The organism is Rhizobium sp. CRRU65 (assembly GCF_048551595.1).
Classification (GTDB): Bacteria; Pseudomonadota; Alphaproteobacteria; order Rhizobiales; family Rhizobiaceae; genus Rhizobium; species Rhizobium leguminosarum_J.
Map to the genome: position 1 here is coordinate 592,173 of NZ_JBLYZH010000001.1, position 18,136 is coordinate 610,308.

The window sequence follows — 18,136 nt, forward strand, 5'->3', positions numbered from 1 at the left end:
CGCCTCGCAATTTGATAGGAGATCATCCATGGATCAGGCTTTGAATGACACTGGCTGGCGCGGATCGCAGGAGGGATGGCTGGAAGCAGCTTACCACTCGCTGCTGGATTCCGGCGTGGATTCGGTGAAAATTCTGCCGCTGGCGAAGAAGCTCAACCTTTCGCGCACGAGCTTCTACTGGTTCTTCAAGGACCGGGAGGAACTGCTGGCCGGGCTCGTGGCGCGGTGGCGCGATAAAAACACCGGCAATATCATCAAGCAGTCCGAAGCCTATGCGGAATCGCTTGCCGAGGCGATGCTCAACGTCTTCGATTGCTGGCTCAACAATGAGCTGTTCGACGCCAGGTTCGAATTCGCCGTGCGCAGCTGGGCGCTGCAGTCCGACGAGATCCTCGCCGAGGTCCGGCAAGCCGATCAGCTTCGACTGGAAGCCCTCAAGCTGATGTTTATCCGGTTCGGGCTACCAGAAGCGACATCGGATGTCCGAGCGCGAACAACTTACCTCGTGCAGATCGGATATATCTCCATGCAAGCTAGGGAGGAACTCGCCGTCCGCATGAAACGGATTCCCGAATATATCGCGATCTACACCGGTGAAGTGCCGCAACAGAGGGAGCTCGATCGCTTCTTCTCGCGGCATGGCTACAGGCCGGGTTAGGGAAGGACGGGATGAGCGTTTCCTTGAGGATCGGTATCATTGGCGGCGGCGGCTGGCTGGGCGGAGCAATCGCCGGCTCGATCCTTGATGCCGGCCTGGTCGAACCTCGAAATCTCTCCCTCTCCTATCGCAGTGAGCAGCCGCGCCGTTTCCCGAATTCTTTCCTGACCACCGACAATCAGGCGCTTGCCTCCCGCTCGGACGCGATCCTTCTCTCCGTCCGTCCTGATGACTGGCGTGCTCTTGATGTCGATGCCGGCGGCAAGCTGGTCATCTCGGTCATGGCGGGCATCCGCCTGGACGCACTTTCCGAGTGCCACAACACCGGTCGCGTCGTCCGCGCTCTGCCGAACGCCGCTGCCGAAGTCGCCAAGTCTTATACGCCGTGGATTGGCAAGAGCGATGTCACCGAAGACGACCGGGCGCTCGTCCGCGCGATTTTTCAGGCATGCGGATCTGAAGACGAGGTCGCAAGGGAAAGCGACATCGATTACCTCACCGGCCTTTCCGGGTCTGGACCGGCATTCCCGGCGCTGCTCGCCGCCGCCATGATGCGCGACGCCGTCGCCAATGGCCTGCCGGCGGAGATTGCGCGCCGCGCCGTCAACACGGTGATCACGGGCGCCGGCCGCCTGTTGGAGCGCCAAGACGAATCTCCTGACGATGTCGTGCAAACCTTTGTTGGCTATCGCGGCACCACCGCGGCGGCCATCGAAGGCATGCGCGCTGCCGGGTTCGACGCTTCGGTTGCGGAGGGACTATCGGCAGCATTCAAGAAATCGGTGAGTATGGGAGACGCTTCCTGACAACCGTTGGAGTGGGTCCTGCGGCGCCCCGCTCGGCAAAACCGGCCGCTAAACAGAGGGAACGAGAATGAAAAAACTACTCGCATCGACATGTCTGACGTTCGGCCTGATCGGCGGGGCGTCTTTCGCCAGCGCCGCCGAATGCGGCACGGTGACCATCGCCAGCATGAACTGGCAGAGTGCAGAGGTTCTCTCCAACCTCGACAAGTTCATCCTGAACGAAGGTTATGGCTGTGATGCCGAAATCACCGTCGGCGATACCGTCCCGACGATTACCTCGATGGCCGAAAAGGGCCAGCCTGACATCGCGCCGGAAGCCTGGATCGACCTGCTGCCCGATGTCGTCAAGAAGGGAACGGATGAAGGCCGGATCGTCCAGGTCGGCTCTCCCTTGCCCGATGGCGGCGTCCAGGGCTGGTGGATTCCCAAATATCTGGCCGACGCTCATCCCGATATCAAGACCATCGGCGACGTGCTGAAGCATCCGGAACTCTTCCCCGCTCCTGAGGATGCGAAGAAGGGCGCCATCTATAACGGCCCGCAGGGCTGGGGCGGCACCGTGGTGACCACGCAGCTCTACAAGGCCTTCGAAGCCGATAAGGCCGGCTTCACCCTCGTCGATACCGGTTCTGCTGCCGGCCTCGATGGTTCGATCTCCAAGGCTTACGAACGCAAGGAAGGCTGGGCCGGCTATTACTGGGCACCGACCGCGCTGCTCGGCAAGTATGAAATGGTCAAGCTCGAAGCCGGCGTGCCGAACGACGCCGCCGAATGGAAGCGCTGCAACACCGTCGCCGATTGCCCCGATCCGAAGCCGAACGCATGGCCGGTCGACAAGATCGTCACCCTCGTTGCAAAGCCTTTCTCGGAAAAGGCCGGGCCGGAGGTCATGGACTACCTGACGAAGCGCTCCTGGAGCAACGACACGGTCAACAAGCTGATGGCGTGGATGACCGACAACCAGGCGACCGGCGAGGACGGTGCCAAGCACTTCCTCAAAGAAAACAAGGACCTGTGGACCAAGTGGGTCTCGCCTGAGGCAGCCACGAAGATCGAAGCTGCTCTTTAACGCCGACTACTGCGGTGCGCTTGATGCGCACCGCCTCTCGCTGCCGATAAAATCAAAAAGACTGCCACGGCTCTTTGAAGAAAAAGGGGAACCGAATGGAATGGTTTTATAAATTCCCGCATATGGATGACGATGCCCTTCGCAATCTGAAGAAGGCGATCGATGACGGTTTTCGCGCATTTACCCGCAGCTATGGCGACGCGATCGAAAGCCTTTTCTCCCCGCTGCAGCATTTCCTGATCGCCGCCGACCGCTTCATGACGCAGACGCCGTGGCCGATCATTACGGCAATCATCCTTGTCATCGCATGGTTTGGGAGCCGCAGCCTGAAGATCGTCCTCGGCTGTCTCGTCACACTGCTGTTGATCGGCTATTTCGACATGTGGGACGATACGATGCGGACGGTCTCGATGATCTTCGTCTGTACCGTGCTCTCCATCGCCATCGGCATTCCGATGGGGATATTGATGGCGCGTTCCGACCGGCTGCAGCGCGTTATCAATCCGATCCTCGACGTCATGCAGACGATGCCGAGCTTCGTCTACCTGATCCCTGTCGTCATGCTGCTCGGCATCGGCAAGGTGCCGGGACTGATCGCCGTGGTCATCTACGCCATCCCGCCGATGATAAGGCTGACCGACCTCGGTATCCGCCTGGTAGACAAGGACGTGCTCGAGGCAGCGGATGCGTTCGGAACGTCGAGCTCGCAGAAGCTGTTCAAGGTCCAACTGCCGCTGGCGCTTCCCACCATCATGGCCGGCATCAACCAGACTATCATGATGGCGCTCGCCATGGTCGTCGTCGCTTCGATGATCGGCGTCCAGGGCCTTGGCCAGCCGGTTCTGAAGGCGATCGCCAACCAGTACTTCACCCTGGGTATTTTCAACGGCCTTGCCATCGTCGGCATCGCCATCATCTTCGACCGGGTCAGCCAGGCGTATGGCAAGCGGCTCCAGAAACATCGGGAGATCGTCCATGGCTGATCAACGTTTCGGCGGCATCAAGATCCGCCATCTCTACAAGATCTTCGGTCCCAATCCCGGCGCTCATGTCGATGCCGTCAAGAAGGGATTGTCGAAGACCGAGCTCAATGAAAAGCACGGCCACGTCCTCGGCCTGAAAGATATCAATGTCGAGATACCCTCGGGCCGCATCCAGGTCATCATGGGCCTTTCGGGTTCGGGCAAATCGACGCTCATCCGCCACATCAACCGTCTGATCGATCCAACATCAGGCGAAGTGCTTGTCGACGGCGTCGATGTGGTGAAGATGAACGAGATAGAATTGCGGACGTTTCGGCGGCACCAGACGGCAATGGTGTTTCAGAAGTTCGCGCTTCTGCCGCACCGGAACGTTCTCGACAATACTATCTTCGGCCGCGAAGTGCAGGGCATGGAGCGCTCGAAAGCCGTCGACGTCGCCATGGGCTGGCTGGAGCGGGTCGGCCTGAAGGGCTTCGAGAGCAAATATCCCAACCAGCTCTCGGGCGGCATGCAGCAGCGCGTCGGGCTGGCGCGAGCCCTCTCGAACGATGCGCCGGTTCTGCTGATGGACGAGGCCTATTCGGCGCTCGACCCATTGATCCGCACCGATATGCAGACGGTCCTTCTCGACATTCAGAAGGAAATCAAGAAGACCATCGTCTTCATCACCCATGACCTCGACGAAGCCCTTCGGCTGGGCGACCAGATTGCGATCCTGCGCGATGGCGAAGTCATCCAGCAGGGCACCAGCCAGGACATCGTTCTGCGTCCGGCCGACGGCTACATCGCCAACTTCGTCAAGGAGGTCAATCGTGGCCGGGTCATCCAGGTCGATGCCATCATGACATCCTTGCATTCCGGTGCGGTGCCAGGCGGATTGACGATCGCATCCGGCACGACCGTCGAAGATGCCGTCCGGATCCTGGCATCGGCGGCGCACGACGATGCCAGGGTGGTTTCACCATCCGGGGAAGCATTGGGGCTTGTCACCTTCCGTCAGCTCGCGGGCGCGATGGTGAACTCGCAGGAGGTGGCTCCCCGACGCGATAGTGCCCTCTCGGTCGCACTTTGAAGCTCCAAATGCGGCCGACTTTCCGGTTCGTTGGTGACACCGATATCAGGCACGTCGCTATCTCTGGAACTGGAAAGTCGGCCGCCTGACGCCTGGGGATCACCATGTCAAAACTCTTCCCGCGTCTGTTTTCGCCGATCGGCCTGCGCGGACACACCTTGCGCAACAGGATCGTCTTCGGAGCGCACACGGCAAACATGGCGAGCGACGGTGTACCCGGCGAACGCCACGTCGCCTATTATGCCGAGCGCGCGATCGGTGGCGCCGCAATGATCGTGGTCGAACCGATGCCGGTGCATCCCGCAGCCGTGCTGACGCGCGGAAATTTTCTTCCCGGCGACGACAGCGTGATCCCTCACTTCAGCAAGGTCACGACCGCGATCAAGGAAAACGGCGCGGTCGCGATCCAGCAGCTCTACCATGTCGGCGCGCATGGGGATTCCGACAATTCATACCACCCGCATTGGTCTCCTTCCGGCTTGCCCAGTTATCACGACAGCGATGGCTCGCATTCCATGAGCGAGGCTGAGATTTGGGAAACCATCGACGGCTTCGTGCAGGCGGCGCGGCGCTGTCGCGAGGCCGGTTTCGATGGCGTCGAAGTCTGGGCGGCCTATCTCGGCCTGATCGAGCAGTTCTGGACGCCTTGGTCGAACCGGCGAGAGGATCAATGGGGTGGTTCGCTGGAGAACCGGACCCGCTTCTCGCGGGAAATCATGAGCCGCATCCGGGCAGTGTGCGGTCAGGATTTCATCATCGGGCTTGCGATCAGCGATGAGCCCGATCATAGCGTTGCGCTGACGCGGGACGAGCTTGCCGAGATCGTCGCTCTCCATGACGAACTCGGTCTCGTCGACTATGTGACCTGCGGTTCGGGCGGCTATCTCGACTTCCACAAGCTGATGCCGACATTTCTCTACCAGGAGAAGCTCGGCGCCGATCTTGCCGCAACGATCAGGCGATCGGTCAAACATGCGCTCGTCATTGCCGAAAGCCATATCAGGACACCGGAGAACGGCGAAACCGTTCTTGGAGAAGGAGCGGCGGACCTCGTCTCGATCGTGCGCGGCCAGATTGCCGATCCGCATCTGGCTCGAAAAGCCGGTGAAGACCGCCCCGACGATGTTCGTGGCTGCATTTCGTGCAACCAGATGTGCTGGGGCCGGCGTTCGCGCGATTATTGGATAAGCTGTCTCATCAACCCGTCGGCCGGACGGGAATATCAATGGGGCGGCGACCGCTTCGCACCGGCCGGCCAGCCGAGGACGGTGCTCGTCGTCGGCGCCGGGCCTGCGGGTCTGGAAGCCGCCCGCGCCGCCGCCGAAAGGGGCCACCGGGTCATCCTCGCGGAAGCATCCAGCCGGCTCGGCGGCAATTTCCTGCTCGCCGGCATGCAGCCTCGCCGGGCGCAGATCCTCGACCTCATCGGCTGGTACGAGCGGCAGCTGACGAAGCTCGGTGTCGATATCCGGCTCAACTCTTATCTCGAGGCGTCGGATGTCGAAACCATCGGCGCAGACGCCGTCATCCTGGCAACGGGTTCCTATTCACCCGAAACCGGCTACCAGAAGGCCCTGCCCTCAGTCGCGACGCTGCCCGGTATCGAAAGAGGAAACGTCTTCACCGTCGAGGCCGTCATGGCGCGGCAGGCAAGGCCAGGGAAGAGAGTTCTGCTGATGGACGAGGGCGGCGGCTGGCGCGGCTGCGGAACCGCCTGGAAGCTCGCCGAAGATGGGCACCTGGTGACGATGCTCTCGCCCGACCCGTTCATCGGCAAAGAACTTCAGCGCACCACCGCCGACGTCCCGCTGCGCCGGACGTTGAAGACGCTGGGCGTCAAATGGCTTCTGGAGGTCAGCGTGCTGGAATGGCACGGCAATGGCGTCACCCTGCTGGATCACAATACCGGCGAGCGTTTCTTCGAGGAAGGCGACAGCCTGGTGCTCGCCACCACCAATGCGGCGGCCAATTGGTTGGGTGAGGAACTGCGTTCACACGATCGCCAAGTGGTGGAGATCGGGGACTGCGCTGCACCGCGCCAGGCGCCTTATGCCTTCTATGAGGGTAGGCGAGCCGCATTGGAGCTATGATGGCCGGGCAGAGGATAAGAATGCCGATCGACGAGCTCCGCCAAGTGGCGCTCGAAGCCTGCCTCGCCTGCGGCGGCAGTCCGGCCATGGCGAAGGCGCTTGTCGATGCAACGCTCTCGGCCGCCTGCTTCGGGCGCACCGAGCTCGGCTTTCCGCATTTCGTCGATTATCTCACCAGCCTGCGCGACGGGCGGATCAATGGAGACGCCAAACCCCACTTCAACCATGTACTGCCTACCCTGATCCAGGCCGATGCAGACGGCGGCATAGCGCAGCTTGGGTTCGACCTCATTTACGACGACTTCACGACACGCGTGAAAACCTTCGGCATTTCAGTCCTCACGCAAAGAAACAGCTATACCGCCGGGGAATTGGGATACTACGTCCGACGCCTCGCTCAGGACGGGTTGATGTCCATCGCCGCCGCCAACGGACCGGCATTGATGGCCGCCGCCGAGGGCGGGGAGCGCGTCTACTGCACCAATCCGCTCGCTTTCGGCGTGCCCCTGCCGGAACCCTTGCCGCCCGTCGTCATCGACCAGGCAACAAGTGCGACGGCGTTCATAACGCTTGCCGAGGCGGCAAAGGCGCAGTCGCCGATTGCTCACGGCATAGCCATCGACGAGACCGGCGCCATCACCACCGATCCGGTCAAGGCGATGCTCGGCGCTCTCCTGCCCTTCGGCGGTTACAAAGGCGGCAATATCGCCCTTATCGTCGAGATGCTTTCGGCGGGTCTTTCCGGGGCCGCGTGGTCGCTCGATGCCGGCCACTTTCTCTCGGGCGAGCACCCGGTGAATGCGGGAATGACCGTGATCGCGCTCTTTCCCGCGGCCGCGGATTCGGATTTCCCGGAGCGCGTCAAGACCCAATTGGAACGGCTGCGTTCCAAGGGAGTCCGTATCCCCGGAGACAGAGCGATGCCCGCGAGCGTCGCGGAAACCGATCATCTTGACGTCGACATAGGCGTGTTGGAAACGATCCGTCGCTTTTGCCTTCAGTGATAAAATCATTGTTCAACTGAAAGAACCGAATGCATCGCGCCCGGCGGCATCATGCCGGCATTCATTGCGCGCAACAGGCGGCTTCAGCGGGGCCGGTTCATATACATTTTGCGCAAGGTCAGTCCAGACTGCGTCACGAAAAGCCGGTTGGCCGACAATATCGGGGCCTGACAATTGCTCCATAGCTGAGGAACAGTAAGATCAATCTCGACCAAGGCCATGATGGTTTGCGGTCCTAAAGCCAAACCCATCCATCCCATCACCCCCAAAAAGGATGGAAGGGATCGTACATACGCACTCCATCCCGTGCGTATGCCTGCATGCCTGTCTGCCTGCCGAAGGCCATCTTTAAGCGGTCCACTAAGACCCTTCGGCAGGCGACTGCTCTCGAATGGGGCGCTCTCCATAAGCTTCAGATGATGCGCATCTCGGCAAGATCGCCGCGGTCGAACCTGTGGCGTGGCGGAGACAGCTGTAAAATCGCTCCTTCAGCGTAATCGTTTTATCAGCGGGTTGTCGTCATTGCCGGCAGCGTGGCGTCTTGCCAATGGCCGCGGGTTCTGTCAGTTCCTGATCTGGATGGGAACTAATGTATTCAACGGGTTGGTCTTTTGACGTTTGCCATGCCCGAATTCGGGCTGCATCGGCTGGCACAAACCGCTGACCTTGATGCCGATATCACGCGGAGATCCACCTGCTCCGCTGCAAACTGCTGCACTCTATCCAACAATCGTCTAATATACGTCCAAGGCCGCTCATCCATGCCGTCTACAGGCTCTGATGAAGCGCCGCGGCCCAGGACGACCATTCCATGACGACTGGCAAAGCTGGCAGAGGTACGTGCACCAATCCGACACTCTCGCCGGCGGCGCGTCGCGCTGGCACCTGCGAGCGGTGGAGAAGGGTATGTCGAAACAGCCAGATCGAACAATGGGAGCGGGATGACAGAAAATAGCACTGCGCCATTCTCATTTCGATTTAGCGGTTCGTCCTTCGACAACATGGTCGAAACGCTGGGCGGCGCTTTTGGCGCATTTGATGCCGAGCCCGTCGGCCGCGCCCAGGACTTCCATTGGGGATTGGATTTCTCGGTCTGTGACAAAGCCGTCCTGCTCACCGGTTATCATGAGGCGGAGTTTCAGTTCAATATCGAGCCGACCGTCGATACGGCGGAGTATCTGTCGATCGTCGTACCGCGCAGCGGCGGCATGGGGGTAACCTATGGATCATCCCGCATCGCCGAGGCCGGGCAAGGAAAATTGCTTCTCTATAACAATTTCGAACCCAACAGCGTCATCATGCATGGGCAATCGAACGTCATCGACGAGTTGCTGATCAACTGGCCTGTCATCCTGCAGACGATCGGCCAGACGTTCGAGATGCCGTTCAGCGGCTCTCTCGATCTGCTGCCCGAACTGGATCTGTCGAAGCCGGAAGGCCGGTTGATCGGCAACCTCACGGAAACGATCATCTCAGGCATGCGCGACGATGGCCCCTTGCTGCAATCGCCGATCGCCATGGCGCATATGACGCAGGCACTCGCCGATCTGGTGGTGCGCCTGGTGCCGCACCGGCTGTCGCATTTCCTGGAGAGTGGCCCCGCCCTGATCGCCCCCCGGCATGTCCGCAGGGCGATCGAATTCATGCACGCCAACATCGATCAGCCGATCACCATGCCGAAGGTCGCCGAAGCGGCCGGCGTATCCAGCCGGGCGCTCGAAACCGGTTTTCGTGCGTTCAGAGGAACCTCTCCCGCTGCCTATCTGCTGACGCTTCGGCTGCGTGCGGCGCGCCAGGATCTGCTCGATCCCGTGAGCAAAGAGACCATGAAGGCCATCTGCCTCAAATGGGGCTTCTTTCATTTCGGCCGGTTTTCCGCAGTCTATAAAACCACATACGGAGAATACCCTTCCGACACCAGGAAGCGCGTGATCCGTCGATAGCGGCCATGGCTTGCAGCGCGGGGGTGTTTACGCCTCATCCGGCGGCGGCAATGTGTAGTGCACTCGCATGGTCCTCGGATCCCGCTTGACGATCCGCAGCCCCCCTTCGCGTTCCGCCAGGACGTTGAGTTCCCTGAGCACGAGAGAATGCGCAATCCCCAGCATGCGCGCAAAGGTGCGGCTGTCACCCGCAATCCCCAATTCCGCGGCGACAAGGAGACTGGCCTGGATGGATGTCAGCCTGATATCCCTGCCTTGCGCCGCAGCGACGAGAGCAAGAAAGCGATCGGCCTCGGAGGCCTCGTCGCTCACGCGGCTTGTCGCCGGCGGAAGGACACCATGATGGATTTCGAGGTGGGCGTATCGCTTTCGACGCCCGCGCTGCCAAGCGGCACGAGCACGTTCAGCTCGGGATAATAACCCGCGATGCTTCCCCTCGGAATGTCATAGGGCACAAAGCGGAAATCCTCTGCGATGCGCTCGATACCGTCATCATGCTCGCCGACCACGTCGACCCGGTCGCCGGCCTCGGCATTCATCGCCTTCAGGTCGGCTGGGTGAATGAAGATGACCTGCCGCTCCCCGTAGACGCCGCGATATCGGTCATCGAGACCATAGACCGTCGTATTGTATTGATCGTGCGATCGGAACGTCTGCAGGGCGAAACGCCCCTCGCCCTTTCGCGCCCGCTGATGCACCGTCTCCTCGGGAAGCGCCTCCCAAGAGAATGATGCCTTGCCTGCCGGTGTATGCCACTCCCGATGGGCGGCCGTGTTGCGCAGGTGGAAACCGCGCGGCTTGCGTAGGCGCGCATTGTAGTTTTCGAAACCTGGAATGGTTGCCTCGATATGATCGCGGATGCGGTCGTGGTCGTCGGCAAGCTCTGCCCAGTTGACCACGGCTGAGCCGACCGTTGCCTGTGCAATGCCGGCGATGATGGCGACTTCCGAAAGGAGGTGCGGCGAAGCCGGGCGATTGATGCCGGCGGACCCATGCACCATGCTCATCGAATCCTCGACGCTCACCAGCTGGGAGTTGCCCGCCGCGTTCAGATCCATCTCGGTGCGCCCGAGGCATGGCAGGATGAAGGCCGTCTCGCCGGGCATGAGATGCGAATGGTTGGGTTTGGTGGCGATATGCACCGTCAGCTTCAGCCGCCGCAGCGCCTTTTCAACAAGTGCGCTGTCGGGCGTGGCGCGGGCGAAATTGCCGCCAAGCCCGATGAAGGCCTCGGCCGAGCCATCGAGCATCGCGCCGATCGCGGCAAGGACATTGTGGCCATGTTCGCGGGGAACGGTGAAGCGGAAGTGCTTCTCCAGCGCATCGAGGAAATCATCCGATGGCTTTTCATTGATGCCGACGGTGCGGTCGCCCTGCACGTTGGAATGGCCGCGAACCGGGCAAAGGCCGGCACCTGGCCGGCCGATATTGCCGCGCAGAAACATGAAATTGGCGATCTCGCGGATCGTCGAGACGGAATGCAGATGCTGGGTCACACCCATCGCCCAGGTGCAGATGACCCGCTCGGCGCTGATATAGACATCGGCCGCCCGTTCGATCTCCTGCCGGCTCAGTCCCGATTGGTCCTCGATCTCGGCCCAGTTGGTCGCCTCGACCGCTGCCCGGTATTCTGCAAAACCTGCGCAGTGTTCGGCGAGAAATGCATGGTCGAGAACGGAGGTCAGACCGGCGGCCACGGCTGCGTCTTCCGCGGCCAGCACAGCCTTCGCCATCCCACGCACCGCGGCCATGTCGCCGCCGAGCTGTGGCTGCAGATAAAGGCTGGCGATATCGGTCGAACCGCCGCGCAGCATTTCGACCTTGTCCTGCGGGTCGGAGAAGCGCTCCAGGCCGCGTTCGCGGATGGGATTGAAGACGACGACGCGCGCGCCGCGGATCGCCGCCCGGCGCAAGTCGCCCAGCATCCTCGGATGGTTGGTGCCCGGGTTCTGCCCGATCACGAAGATCGCGTCGGCCTCTTCGAAATCCTCCAGCAGTACGGTACCCTTGCCGACACCGACCGCCTGGCGCATGGCGATGCCGCTCGCCTCGTGGCACATGTTGGAGCAGTCGGGAAAATTGTTGGTGCCGTAGACGCGCACGAACAGCTGGTAGAGGAAGGCCGCCTCGTTGCTCGCCCGGCCCGACGTGTAGAATTCCGCCCGGTTGGGGCTATCGAGGCCAGTCAGAATGCTGCCGATCTCGGCAAAAGCATCCTCCCATGCGACCGGCAGGTAACGGTCGCTCGCCGCATCGTAGCGCATCGGATGCGTGAGGCGGCCGTTGAGTTCCAGTTCATAGTCCGTCAGCTGGCGAAGCTGCGATACAGTCTTTTCCGCGAAGAAGGCGGGCGTGGCCCGTTTCTCCGTCGCCTCCCAGGCGACGGCCTTCACGCCGTTCTCGCAGAATTCGAACGACGATCCGTGCTCCGGATCGCCCCAGGCGCAGCCCGGGCAATCGAATCCATCCGGCTGGTTCGCCTTCAGCATCGTCCGCGCGCCTGAAATCGGCATGCCGCTTTGCAGCAACTGCTTCCCGCAGCTCTTCAAAGCGCCCCAGCCGCCGGCTGCCGCCGATTTCTTTCCAATGAATTTTGTGTCCATGCGCCCTGTATTGTCGAAGCGGGGAAAACATCAAGGGCGCCCGCGCGATGGCTCGATAGGAAAAACCTATCAAGGATTCGATCTAACCGACGTCCTTCATGGAGTGCCGCTCCTCGGGCGAATGTGCCAGGATGCGATTGCGGCCTTGGGTCTTGGCGTCGTAGAGGGCGGCATCGGCCTCGCTCAGGAGGCGGTTCGGGTTGATCCTCAAGGTGGCTCCCGTCGCACAGGATATGCCGATGCTGGCGGTCACCCGGCCGAATTCGCTGCCGGTATGAACGATATTTTCCTGGCTTAGGAGACGTGCGAACTGTTCGGCAACGATCATCGCCCCCTTCGCACTGGTTGCAGGCAGCAGAACCACGAATTCCTCTCCGCCGTAGCGTGCGACGATGTCGGCCGGGCGGCTTACGGACTGGCGAAGACACCTGCTGACGACACGCAGGCATTGGTCCCCGGCGGGATGACCATAGGTGTCGTTATAGGCCTTGAAGCGGTCGATATCGACCATCAGAAGGCTGAACGGCGTGTTTTTCCTGGCGCTGCCTGCGGTCTCGCGGGCGAAAGCCTCGTCGAAGGCCCGGCGGTTGACCATGCCGGTGAGCCCGTCGGTCTCGGCGAGGGACTTCAGCTGCTCCGCCGACAGCCGGAGGGCGATTTCCGCCTGCTTGGTCGCCGTGATGTCGGAGACAACGGCCATCGCCGTGCCGTCTTCCGCTAACCTTGTCCGGATGCTGCGCCAGTCGCCGTTGTGAAGCTGAACCTCTTCGTCCTTGTTGCTGTGCAACGTCGCACTGACGGACCTGATCCACTCTTCGCGGTCAGCGTCCGGGATACCCGTGCGCTCGCCGGTTTCGGCAACGCGGCGAAGGATGTCGCTGATATGAGCGCCAACCACGCGGGCGTCTCCGGATAGCGGAAAGGCGGCGCGATACTGGTCGTTGCAAAAAACCAGAAAACCCTTGCTGTCGTACATGGCGATGCCATCGGACATGCCGGCCATCGCATGTGACAGCAGGTTCTTGCTCTTGCGCAATTCCCGCTCCAGAGCAGTCCGCTCCGTCACGTCACGCGTGACGCCGGCCAGGCCGATCACCCGTCCCTGCCTATCCTTCAGCGGCACCTTGGAGGCGAGCAGGTATCTGTCTTCGACACGCTCGACGGAGTCGATCAGGGGCACCCCGGTGTCCATGACCTGCTGTTCGAGATAATAAAATTCTTCGGCGCGCGGCCGCGAGATAAGATTGAAATCCGACAATCCGGTCATCTCCGCCGTGGTTCTGAAACGAAAAAGGCGGATCATATTTTCGTTGACGGTGATGAACCGGCTGTTTCGGTCCTTCACGTAGAGATAATCGGGCGACTGCGAAAATGCGGTCACCAGGATGCTTCGCTCCAGCTCCCATTGTTGCGTCTTCAACAGAACGAAACCACACAGCACCGTCGCCAGGCAGTTCAATACCGTCATCGGCAGACCGATGATGGCCAATACGCGGGCGTGCACCAGGGTAGGAAGCACCGCCATCAAAACAATAAGTGCGCCGCCGAGCGCGAGGCTCAGCAGCGCAACGTCTATGAGCTCGGGAGATCTCTTGCGGATCCAGACGTGGGCAGCCAGGCCGATACCGGTCGCGACAGCAATTGCGATCAGACCGTCGATCATTGCCGCGCCGCCGACCCAGAAGCGGAAGACTATCGCCAGCGACGCCGCAAAGGCCGCCGCGATCGGTCCGCCGAACATGCCCGCCAAAGCAAGCGGCGAAAAGCGGATGTCGATATAAATGCCGGGATTGACTTCGACGGCCAGCAATATGGACCCGATGGAGGCGCCGCCGGCTATGATTCCGAAGGCGATTTTTTCCTGTGTGACCGAACGACGCTGAAATTGGATCGAGAAATGCGCCCAGAGCGAAATCGCCAGGCACACGAATGACAGGTTGCCACCGAATTGCGTCCAGATGCCATTCACTGCGTTGGATCCACCTTCCAATACATGTATCGAACCAATCATAGGGCAACACTGGTTTGAGCTTCGTTAAATCAAAGACCTATCAAGCCATATTCCTTCGCAGACGCGTCTCCCGGCCGGTCGGCAGCAATGCGATGACAGGAAAGCAGGCGTCCGCCCGACGATTAGGTATGGGCACCCAGGCCCGCTGCCAGATTTGGCAACATCTATGGAAAGGTCGCGCTCCAGCACGGCAAGAGACATCATGTCCGCCACACCCTGCGGTTCAACGGCTAGCAGCCGCTGCATAAGGTATATTTAACAACAGCATCCTCTGCGTCGGGACACATATCCCAATGACACAATATAGCGTTATCCGGATAAGCCTGCGCAATCGGGCCATTCGTTGCAAGCAGCCATCCCATGCCGCCAGCAGCCGCGGCTGCCGACGGCATCGTCCAACGCTTCTTCGACTACTTGCAGATCGCCGCCGCCAAGAAGCCACGCATCGCATCGCCATAGGGCGGCCGCATCATGTATTCCGCTTCCACCATCCTGCTCTGGTGATAGACGGCGCGCGGATGCGAGAAGGCGAGGAGGCCGAATTTGCCGTGATAGGAACCCATGCCCGAATGGCCGACGCCGCCGAAGGGCAGGCCTTCCGCCGTGACGTGGCTCATGCAGTCGTTGACCGTCACCCCGCCGGAGGTCGTATTGTCGAGCACGCGGGCCTCCTCCTGCTGATCCTGGCTGAAGTAATAGAGAGCGAGCGGGCGCGGCCTGGCATTGATGCGATCGATGACGTCGGCAATATCGCGATAGGGAAGAACCGGCAGCACGGGTCCGAAGATTTCCTCCTGCAGCACGTGCATCTCTTCCGTGGGATCGAGTATTAAGGTCGGAGGCATGCGGTGGGCCGATTGCTGGGAGAAATTCTCTGCCGCCGGGTTGATCTCGACGATCCTCGCGCCCTTGGCCCTGGCATCGTCGATCAGGCCCTGGATGCGGGCGAGATGGCGGGCATTGACGATCGAAGTGTAATCAGGATTTTCCTTCAGCGCCGGATACATCGCGCCGACCGCCGCGACCGCGTGGCCGGCAAAGGCTTCGACGCTTTCCTCGGGCACATAGACATGATCAGGTGCAAGGCAGATCTGGCCGGCGTTCAGCGTCTTGACGGTCATGACCCGGCGCGCCGCGTCTGCGAGGTCGCCCGAGCGGCCGACGATGACGGGCGACTTTCCGCCGAGCTCCAGCGTCAGCGGCGTCAGGTTTTCCGCCGCCGCGCGCATGACATGATGGGCGACCGCGGTTCCGCCGGTGAAGATCAGGTGGTCGAAGGCAAGCGATGTAAAGGCCGTGCCCGTCGCCGGTCCGCCCTGAACGACTGATATTTCCGTTTCGTCGAAGGCCCCGGCAATGAGGTCCGCCATCAAGGCGGCCGAGGCCGGCGTCACCTCCGACGGCTTGATCATGGCGCGGTTGCCGGCGGCGAGAATGCCGGCAAGCGGCGCGAGGGCGAGCTGATAAGGGAAATTCCACGGGCTCAGGATCCCGACAATCCCCTTCGGCTGATAGACCACTTCGGCCACGGCGTCCGGGAACAATGCCTCGTGCTGCTCGGGCTTCAGCCATTCGACAAGATGGGCCTTGGCATATTTGAGCGAACCGACACAGGTGAAGACATCGAGAAGCAGGCTCGCCTCGACGCTGCGGCTGCCGAAATCCTCCGACAGGGCAGCGGCGATTGCATCCTTATGATCGACAAGAAGGGCGATGACGCGGTCGATGCGATCGATGCGGGTGTCGATGCCCGGCGGGCCATCCCTCAGGAACGACGCCCTTTGCCGGCCAAGCAGCGCCTTCATGACATCGGGGCTGGTATCGGTGGCGATTGGGGTGACGGTGTTCATTGTTTCCTCCCTTGAACGATGTCAGACGGCCGGCTGACGCACGACCGGTTTCAGCACGATGCCCTTTTCCGAATCCTCCACCGCCTGGTTGATGTCGGCGAAATCATAGAAGGTGATGAGCCTGTCGAACGGGAAGCGGCCCTGCCGATGCAGGTCGATCAACAATGGGATCAGCACGTCGGGATTGGAATCGCCCTCGACGATGCCGCGGACCCGGCGCCCGCCCGACAGGATATGGGTGAGGTCGAGCGTCAGCGTTGCGCCATGGGGCGAGGCCCCGACGATGCCGCAGGTGCCGCGCGGCGCCAGCACCCGCACGCACTGGTCGATGACGGCGGGCACGCCGGAGGCATCGATCGAATAATCGACGCCAGCGCCGGTCAGCGCCATGATCGCGGCAACCGCGTCGCTCGCCTTGCCGTTGATGATGTCGGTCGCGCCGAGTTCCGCCGCAAGCGCCAGCCGCGTCTCGTTGACATCGACGGCGATGATCCGTGACGCGCCGACGATCCGCGCCGCCATCACGGCGGCAAGCCCGACGGAGCCCATGCCGAAAACCGCGAGCACCTTTCCCGGTTCGATCTTCAGCGCATTCATGACCGCGCCGGCGCCGGTCTGGATGCCGCAGGCAAGCGGCCCGAGCAGCGCTAGGTTCGCTTCCTTCGGCACTTTCACGACATTGCGCTCATGGCACAGAGCGTGGCTGGCAAAGGAGGATTGTCCGAAAATATTGCCGTGAACCCGCTCTCCCTCGCATGAGAGCCCGCTCGAACCATCGGCGCGCGCACCGAAGAAATTGCGCGGGAAGAATTCGTGGCAATAGGTCTCCTCGTGATCGTTGCAGCTCGGGCAATGACCGCAGGAATTGAAGGTCATGACCACGTGATCGCCTGGCTTGACCTTGGCAACGCCCGGCCCGACACGCTCGACGATGCCGGCGCCTTCATGGCCAAGCACGACCGGCTGCGGCACCGGCAGATGCTGGTCACGCATGACGATATCGGTGTGGCAAACCCCTGTTGCCACGACGCGAACCAGGATTTCACCTTCGCGCGGCTCCTCCAGATCGAGCCTTTCCAGCGAAAACGGCGTATGGGGCGCACGCGCCACCGCAGCATGGATCTTCATTGCTTTCCTCCTCCCAATGATCGGCTCGTCAACGGCCCGGCGAGCCGGGCCCGTCCTCAGCGGTCGCGCTTGTAGGCGCCGAGCCCCGGCTGATAGGTCTTGTCGTCGAGGAATTGCTTCAGCCCCTCGTCGCGTCCCTTGGTCTTGTCGAGAAACAGCATCTGTTCCAGCTTGGCGTAGATGTAATCGTCGGCGAGATCCCAGGGCAGGTTGCGCACGCGCTTGTAGGTGTCCTTGGCGGCCTTCAGCGTCACCGGGTTCTTTGCGAGCAGGCTGGCGCAGATCTTGCGGACCCGGATTTCAAGCTCCGCCAGCGGCACCGCCTCGTTGACGAGACCCATTTCGGCGGCCTTGCGCCCGCCGAACAGTTCGCCGGTCATGATGTAATAGAGAGCATCGCGATGGCGCATCACTTCAGCGACCGCGCGGGTGACGTTGCCGCCCGGCAAAATGCCCCAATTGATCTCGGAGAGGCCGAAATTCGCCTCCTCGGCGGCGATGGCGAGATCGCAGGAAACCAGCGGCGTGAAGGCGCCGCCGAAGCACCAGCCGTTGACCATGGCGATCGTCGGCTTTTCGAAATACATCAGCCGGCCCCACCAGTTGCCGGACTGGCGCCGCGCCTTCAGCGTCGCATCACGCGGCTTGTCGTCATTGTCGCGGAAATATTCCTTCAGATCCATGCCGGCCGACCAGGATTCACCGGCGCCGCGCAGGACGAGGACGCCGCAACGCTCGTCGCCCTCGAGCTCGTCGAGCACTTCGAGCATCCTGATATTCAAGGCCGGGTTCATCGCATTGCGCTTTTCCGGACGGTTGAGGGTCACGAAAGCGATGCCGCTGTCGAATTCGACCAGAACCGGCGATTGCCTATCAGTCATGTTCTTTTCAGTCATGAGGTTACTCCATGGGTTTCGGC

14 protein-coding genes are annotated in these 18,136 nt (G+C 61.4%); 8 read left to right on the top strand and 6 right to left on the bottom strand.

From position 1 onward, the window contains the following. The first annotated feature begins 28 nt into the window (after positions 1 to 28). From ACM5SV_RS02815 to ACM5SV_RS02850, 8 genes are all read left to right on the top strand, one after another. On the top strand, positions 29 to 658 hold the full coding sequence (locus tag ACM5SV_RS02815) for a TetR/AcrR family transcriptional regulator (protein ID WP_128406586.1): 630 nt from the start codon (positions 29 to 31) through the stop codon (positions 656 to 658). 11 nt (positions 659 to 669) lie between these two features. Continuing rightward, positions 670 to 1,464 carry a pyrroline-5-carboxylate reductase family protein gene (locus tag ACM5SV_RS02820; protein WP_419425009.1) on the top strand — a complete coding sequence of 265 codons (795 nt, stop codon included), beginning with the start codon at positions 670 to 672 and terminating at the stop codon, positions 1,462 to 1,464. 67 nt (positions 1,465 to 1,531) lie between these two features. Next, the gene (locus ACM5SV_RS02825; protein ID WP_017996001.1) at positions 1,532 to 2,533 is read left to right on the top strand and encodes an ABC transporter substrate-binding protein; all 1,002 of its coding nucleotides are present in this window, start codon (positions 1,532 to 1,534) and stop codon (positions 2,531 to 2,533) included. A gap of 95 nt (positions 2,534 to 2,628) precedes the next feature. Next, complete coding sequence (locus ACM5SV_RS02830; RefSeq protein WP_012755274.1) at positions 2,629 to 3,516, top strand: ABC transporter permease; 888 nt, start codon at positions 2,629 to 2,631, stop codon at positions 3,514 to 3,516. Then, positions 3,509 to 4,588 (top strand): quaternary amine ABC transporter ATP-binding protein, encoded by a 1,080-nt coding sequence (locus ACM5SV_RS02835; protein ID WP_419425010.1) that lies wholly within the window; start codon positions 3,509 to 3,511, stop codon positions 4,586 to 4,588. Before ACM5SV_RS02830 ends, ACM5SV_RS02835 begins: the two co-directional genes overlap by 8 nt. Before the next feature lie 104 nt (positions 4,589 to 4,692). After that, entirely contained in the window at positions 4,693 to 6,678 is a 1,986-nt protein-coding gene (locus ACM5SV_RS02840) for an FAD-dependent oxidoreductase (RefSeq protein ID WP_419425011.1), read from the top strand. Further along, a complete protein-coding gene (locus ACM5SV_RS02845) occupies positions 6,678 to 7,682 on the top strand; it encodes an Ldh family oxidoreductase (RefSeq protein WP_419425012.1) in 1,005 nt (334 codons plus the stop codon). Before ACM5SV_RS02840 ends, ACM5SV_RS02845 begins: the two co-directional genes overlap by 1 nt. 941 nt (positions 7,683 to 8,623) lie before the next feature. Continuing rightward, complete coding sequence (locus ACM5SV_RS02850; protein WP_419425013.1) at positions 8,624 to 9,625, top strand: AraC family transcriptional regulator; 1,002 nt, start codon at positions 8,624 to 8,626, stop codon at positions 9,623 to 9,625. 27 nt (positions 9,626 to 9,652) lie between these two features. Here the strand turns inward: ACM5SV_RS02850 and ACM5SV_RS02855 are convergent, their stop codons facing one another. The 6 genes from ACM5SV_RS02855 to ACM5SV_RS02880 form a co-directional block, all read right to left on the bottom strand. Next, positions 9,653 to 9,937, bottom strand: coding sequence for a hypothetical protein (locus tag ACM5SV_RS02855; protein ID WP_419425014.1), 285 nt, complete (start codon positions 9,935 to 9,937; stop codon positions 9,653 to 9,655). Beyond that, positions 9,934 to 12,228: an FdhF/YdeP family oxidoreductase gene (locus ACM5SV_RS02860; protein WP_419425015.1), complete on the bottom strand. Its 2,295-nt coding sequence runs from the start codon at positions 12,226 to 12,228 to the stop codon at positions 9,934 to 9,936. The genes ACM5SV_RS02855 and ACM5SV_RS02860 overlap by 4 nt, the downstream gene beginning before the upstream one ends. Positions 12,229 to 12,310: 82 nt before the next feature. Continuing rightward, entirely contained in the window at positions 12,311 to 14,239 is a 1,929-nt protein-coding gene (locus ACM5SV_RS02865; protein WP_419425016.1) for a diguanylate cyclase, read from the bottom strand. Between the two features lie 410 nt (positions 14,240 to 14,649). Further along, positions 14,650 to 16,089: a coniferyl aldehyde dehydrogenase gene (locus tag ACM5SV_RS02870; RefSeq protein WP_419425017.1), complete on the bottom strand. Its 1,440-nt coding sequence runs from the start codon at positions 16,087 to 16,089 to the stop codon at positions 14,650 to 14,652. A 21-nt stretch (positions 16,090 to 16,110) separates the two neighbouring features. Next, a complete protein-coding gene (locus ACM5SV_RS02875; RefSeq protein WP_419425018.1) occupies positions 16,111 to 17,217 on the bottom strand; it encodes an NAD(P)-dependent alcohol dehydrogenase in 1,107 nt (368 codons plus the stop codon). A 56-nt stretch (positions 17,218 to 17,273) separates the two neighbouring features. After that, entirely contained in the window at positions 17,274 to 18,098 is an 825-nt protein-coding gene (locus ACM5SV_RS02880; RefSeq protein ID WP_419425050.1) for a p-hydroxycinnamoyl CoA hydratase/lyase, read from the bottom strand. Positions 18,099 to 18,136: the final 38 nt, after the last annotated feature.

What these genes read in the sequence shown, in the direction of transcription:
- ACM5SV_RS02860 (WP_419425015.1), bottom strand. Translation starts at nt 12,228, where the DNA reads ATGGACACAAAATTCATTGGAAAGAAATCGGCGGCAGCCGGCGGCTGG.
- ACM5SV_RS02835 (WP_419425010.1), top strand. Translation starts at nt 3,509, where the DNA reads ATGGCTGATCAACGTTTCGGCGGCATCAAGATCCGCCATCTCTACAAG.
- ACM5SV_RS02880 (WP_419425050.1), bottom strand. Translation starts at nt 18,098, where the DNA reads ATGACTGATAGGCAATCGCCGGTTCTGGTCGAATTCGACAGCGGCATC.
- ACM5SV_RS02840 (WP_419425011.1), top strand. Translation starts at nt 4,693, where the DNA reads ATGTCAAAACTCTTCCCGCGTCTGTTTTCGCCGATCGGCCTGCGCGGA.
- ACM5SV_RS02815 (WP_128406586.1), top strand. Translation starts at nt 29, where the DNA reads ATGGATCAGGCTTTGAATGACACTGGCTGGCGCGGATCGCAGGAGGGA.
- ACM5SV_RS02850 (WP_419425013.1), top strand. Translation starts at nt 8,624, where the DNA reads ATGACAGAAAATAGCACTGCGCCATTCTCATTTCGATTTAGCGGTTCG.
- ACM5SV_RS02865 (WP_419425016.1), bottom strand. Translation starts at nt 14,239, where the DNA reads ATGATTGGTTCGATACATGTATTGGAAGGTGGATCCAACGCAGTGAAT.
- ACM5SV_RS02820 (WP_419425009.1), top strand. Translation starts at nt 670, where the DNA reads ATGAGCGTTTCCTTGAGGATCGGTATCATTGGCGGCGGCGGCTGGCTG.
- ACM5SV_RS02875 (WP_419425018.1), bottom strand. Translation starts at nt 17,217, where the DNA reads ATGAAGATCCATGCTGCGGTGGCGCGTGCGCCCCATACGCCGTTTTCG.
- ACM5SV_RS02845 (WP_419425012.1), top strand. Translation starts at nt 6,678, where the DNA reads ATGGCCGGGCAGAGGATAAGAATGCCGATCGACGAGCTCCGCCAAGTG.
- ACM5SV_RS02870 (WP_419425017.1), bottom strand. Translation starts at nt 16,089, where the DNA reads ATGAACACCGTCACCCCAATCGCCACCGATACCAGCCCCGATGTCATG.
- ACM5SV_RS02825 (WP_017996001.1), top strand. Translation starts at nt 1,532, where the DNA reads ATGAAAAAACTACTCGCATCGACATGTCTGACGTTCGGCCTGATCGGC.
- ACM5SV_RS02830 (WP_012755274.1), top strand. Translation starts at nt 2,629, where the DNA reads ATGGAATGGTTTTATAAATTCCCGCATATGGATGACGATGCCCTTCGC.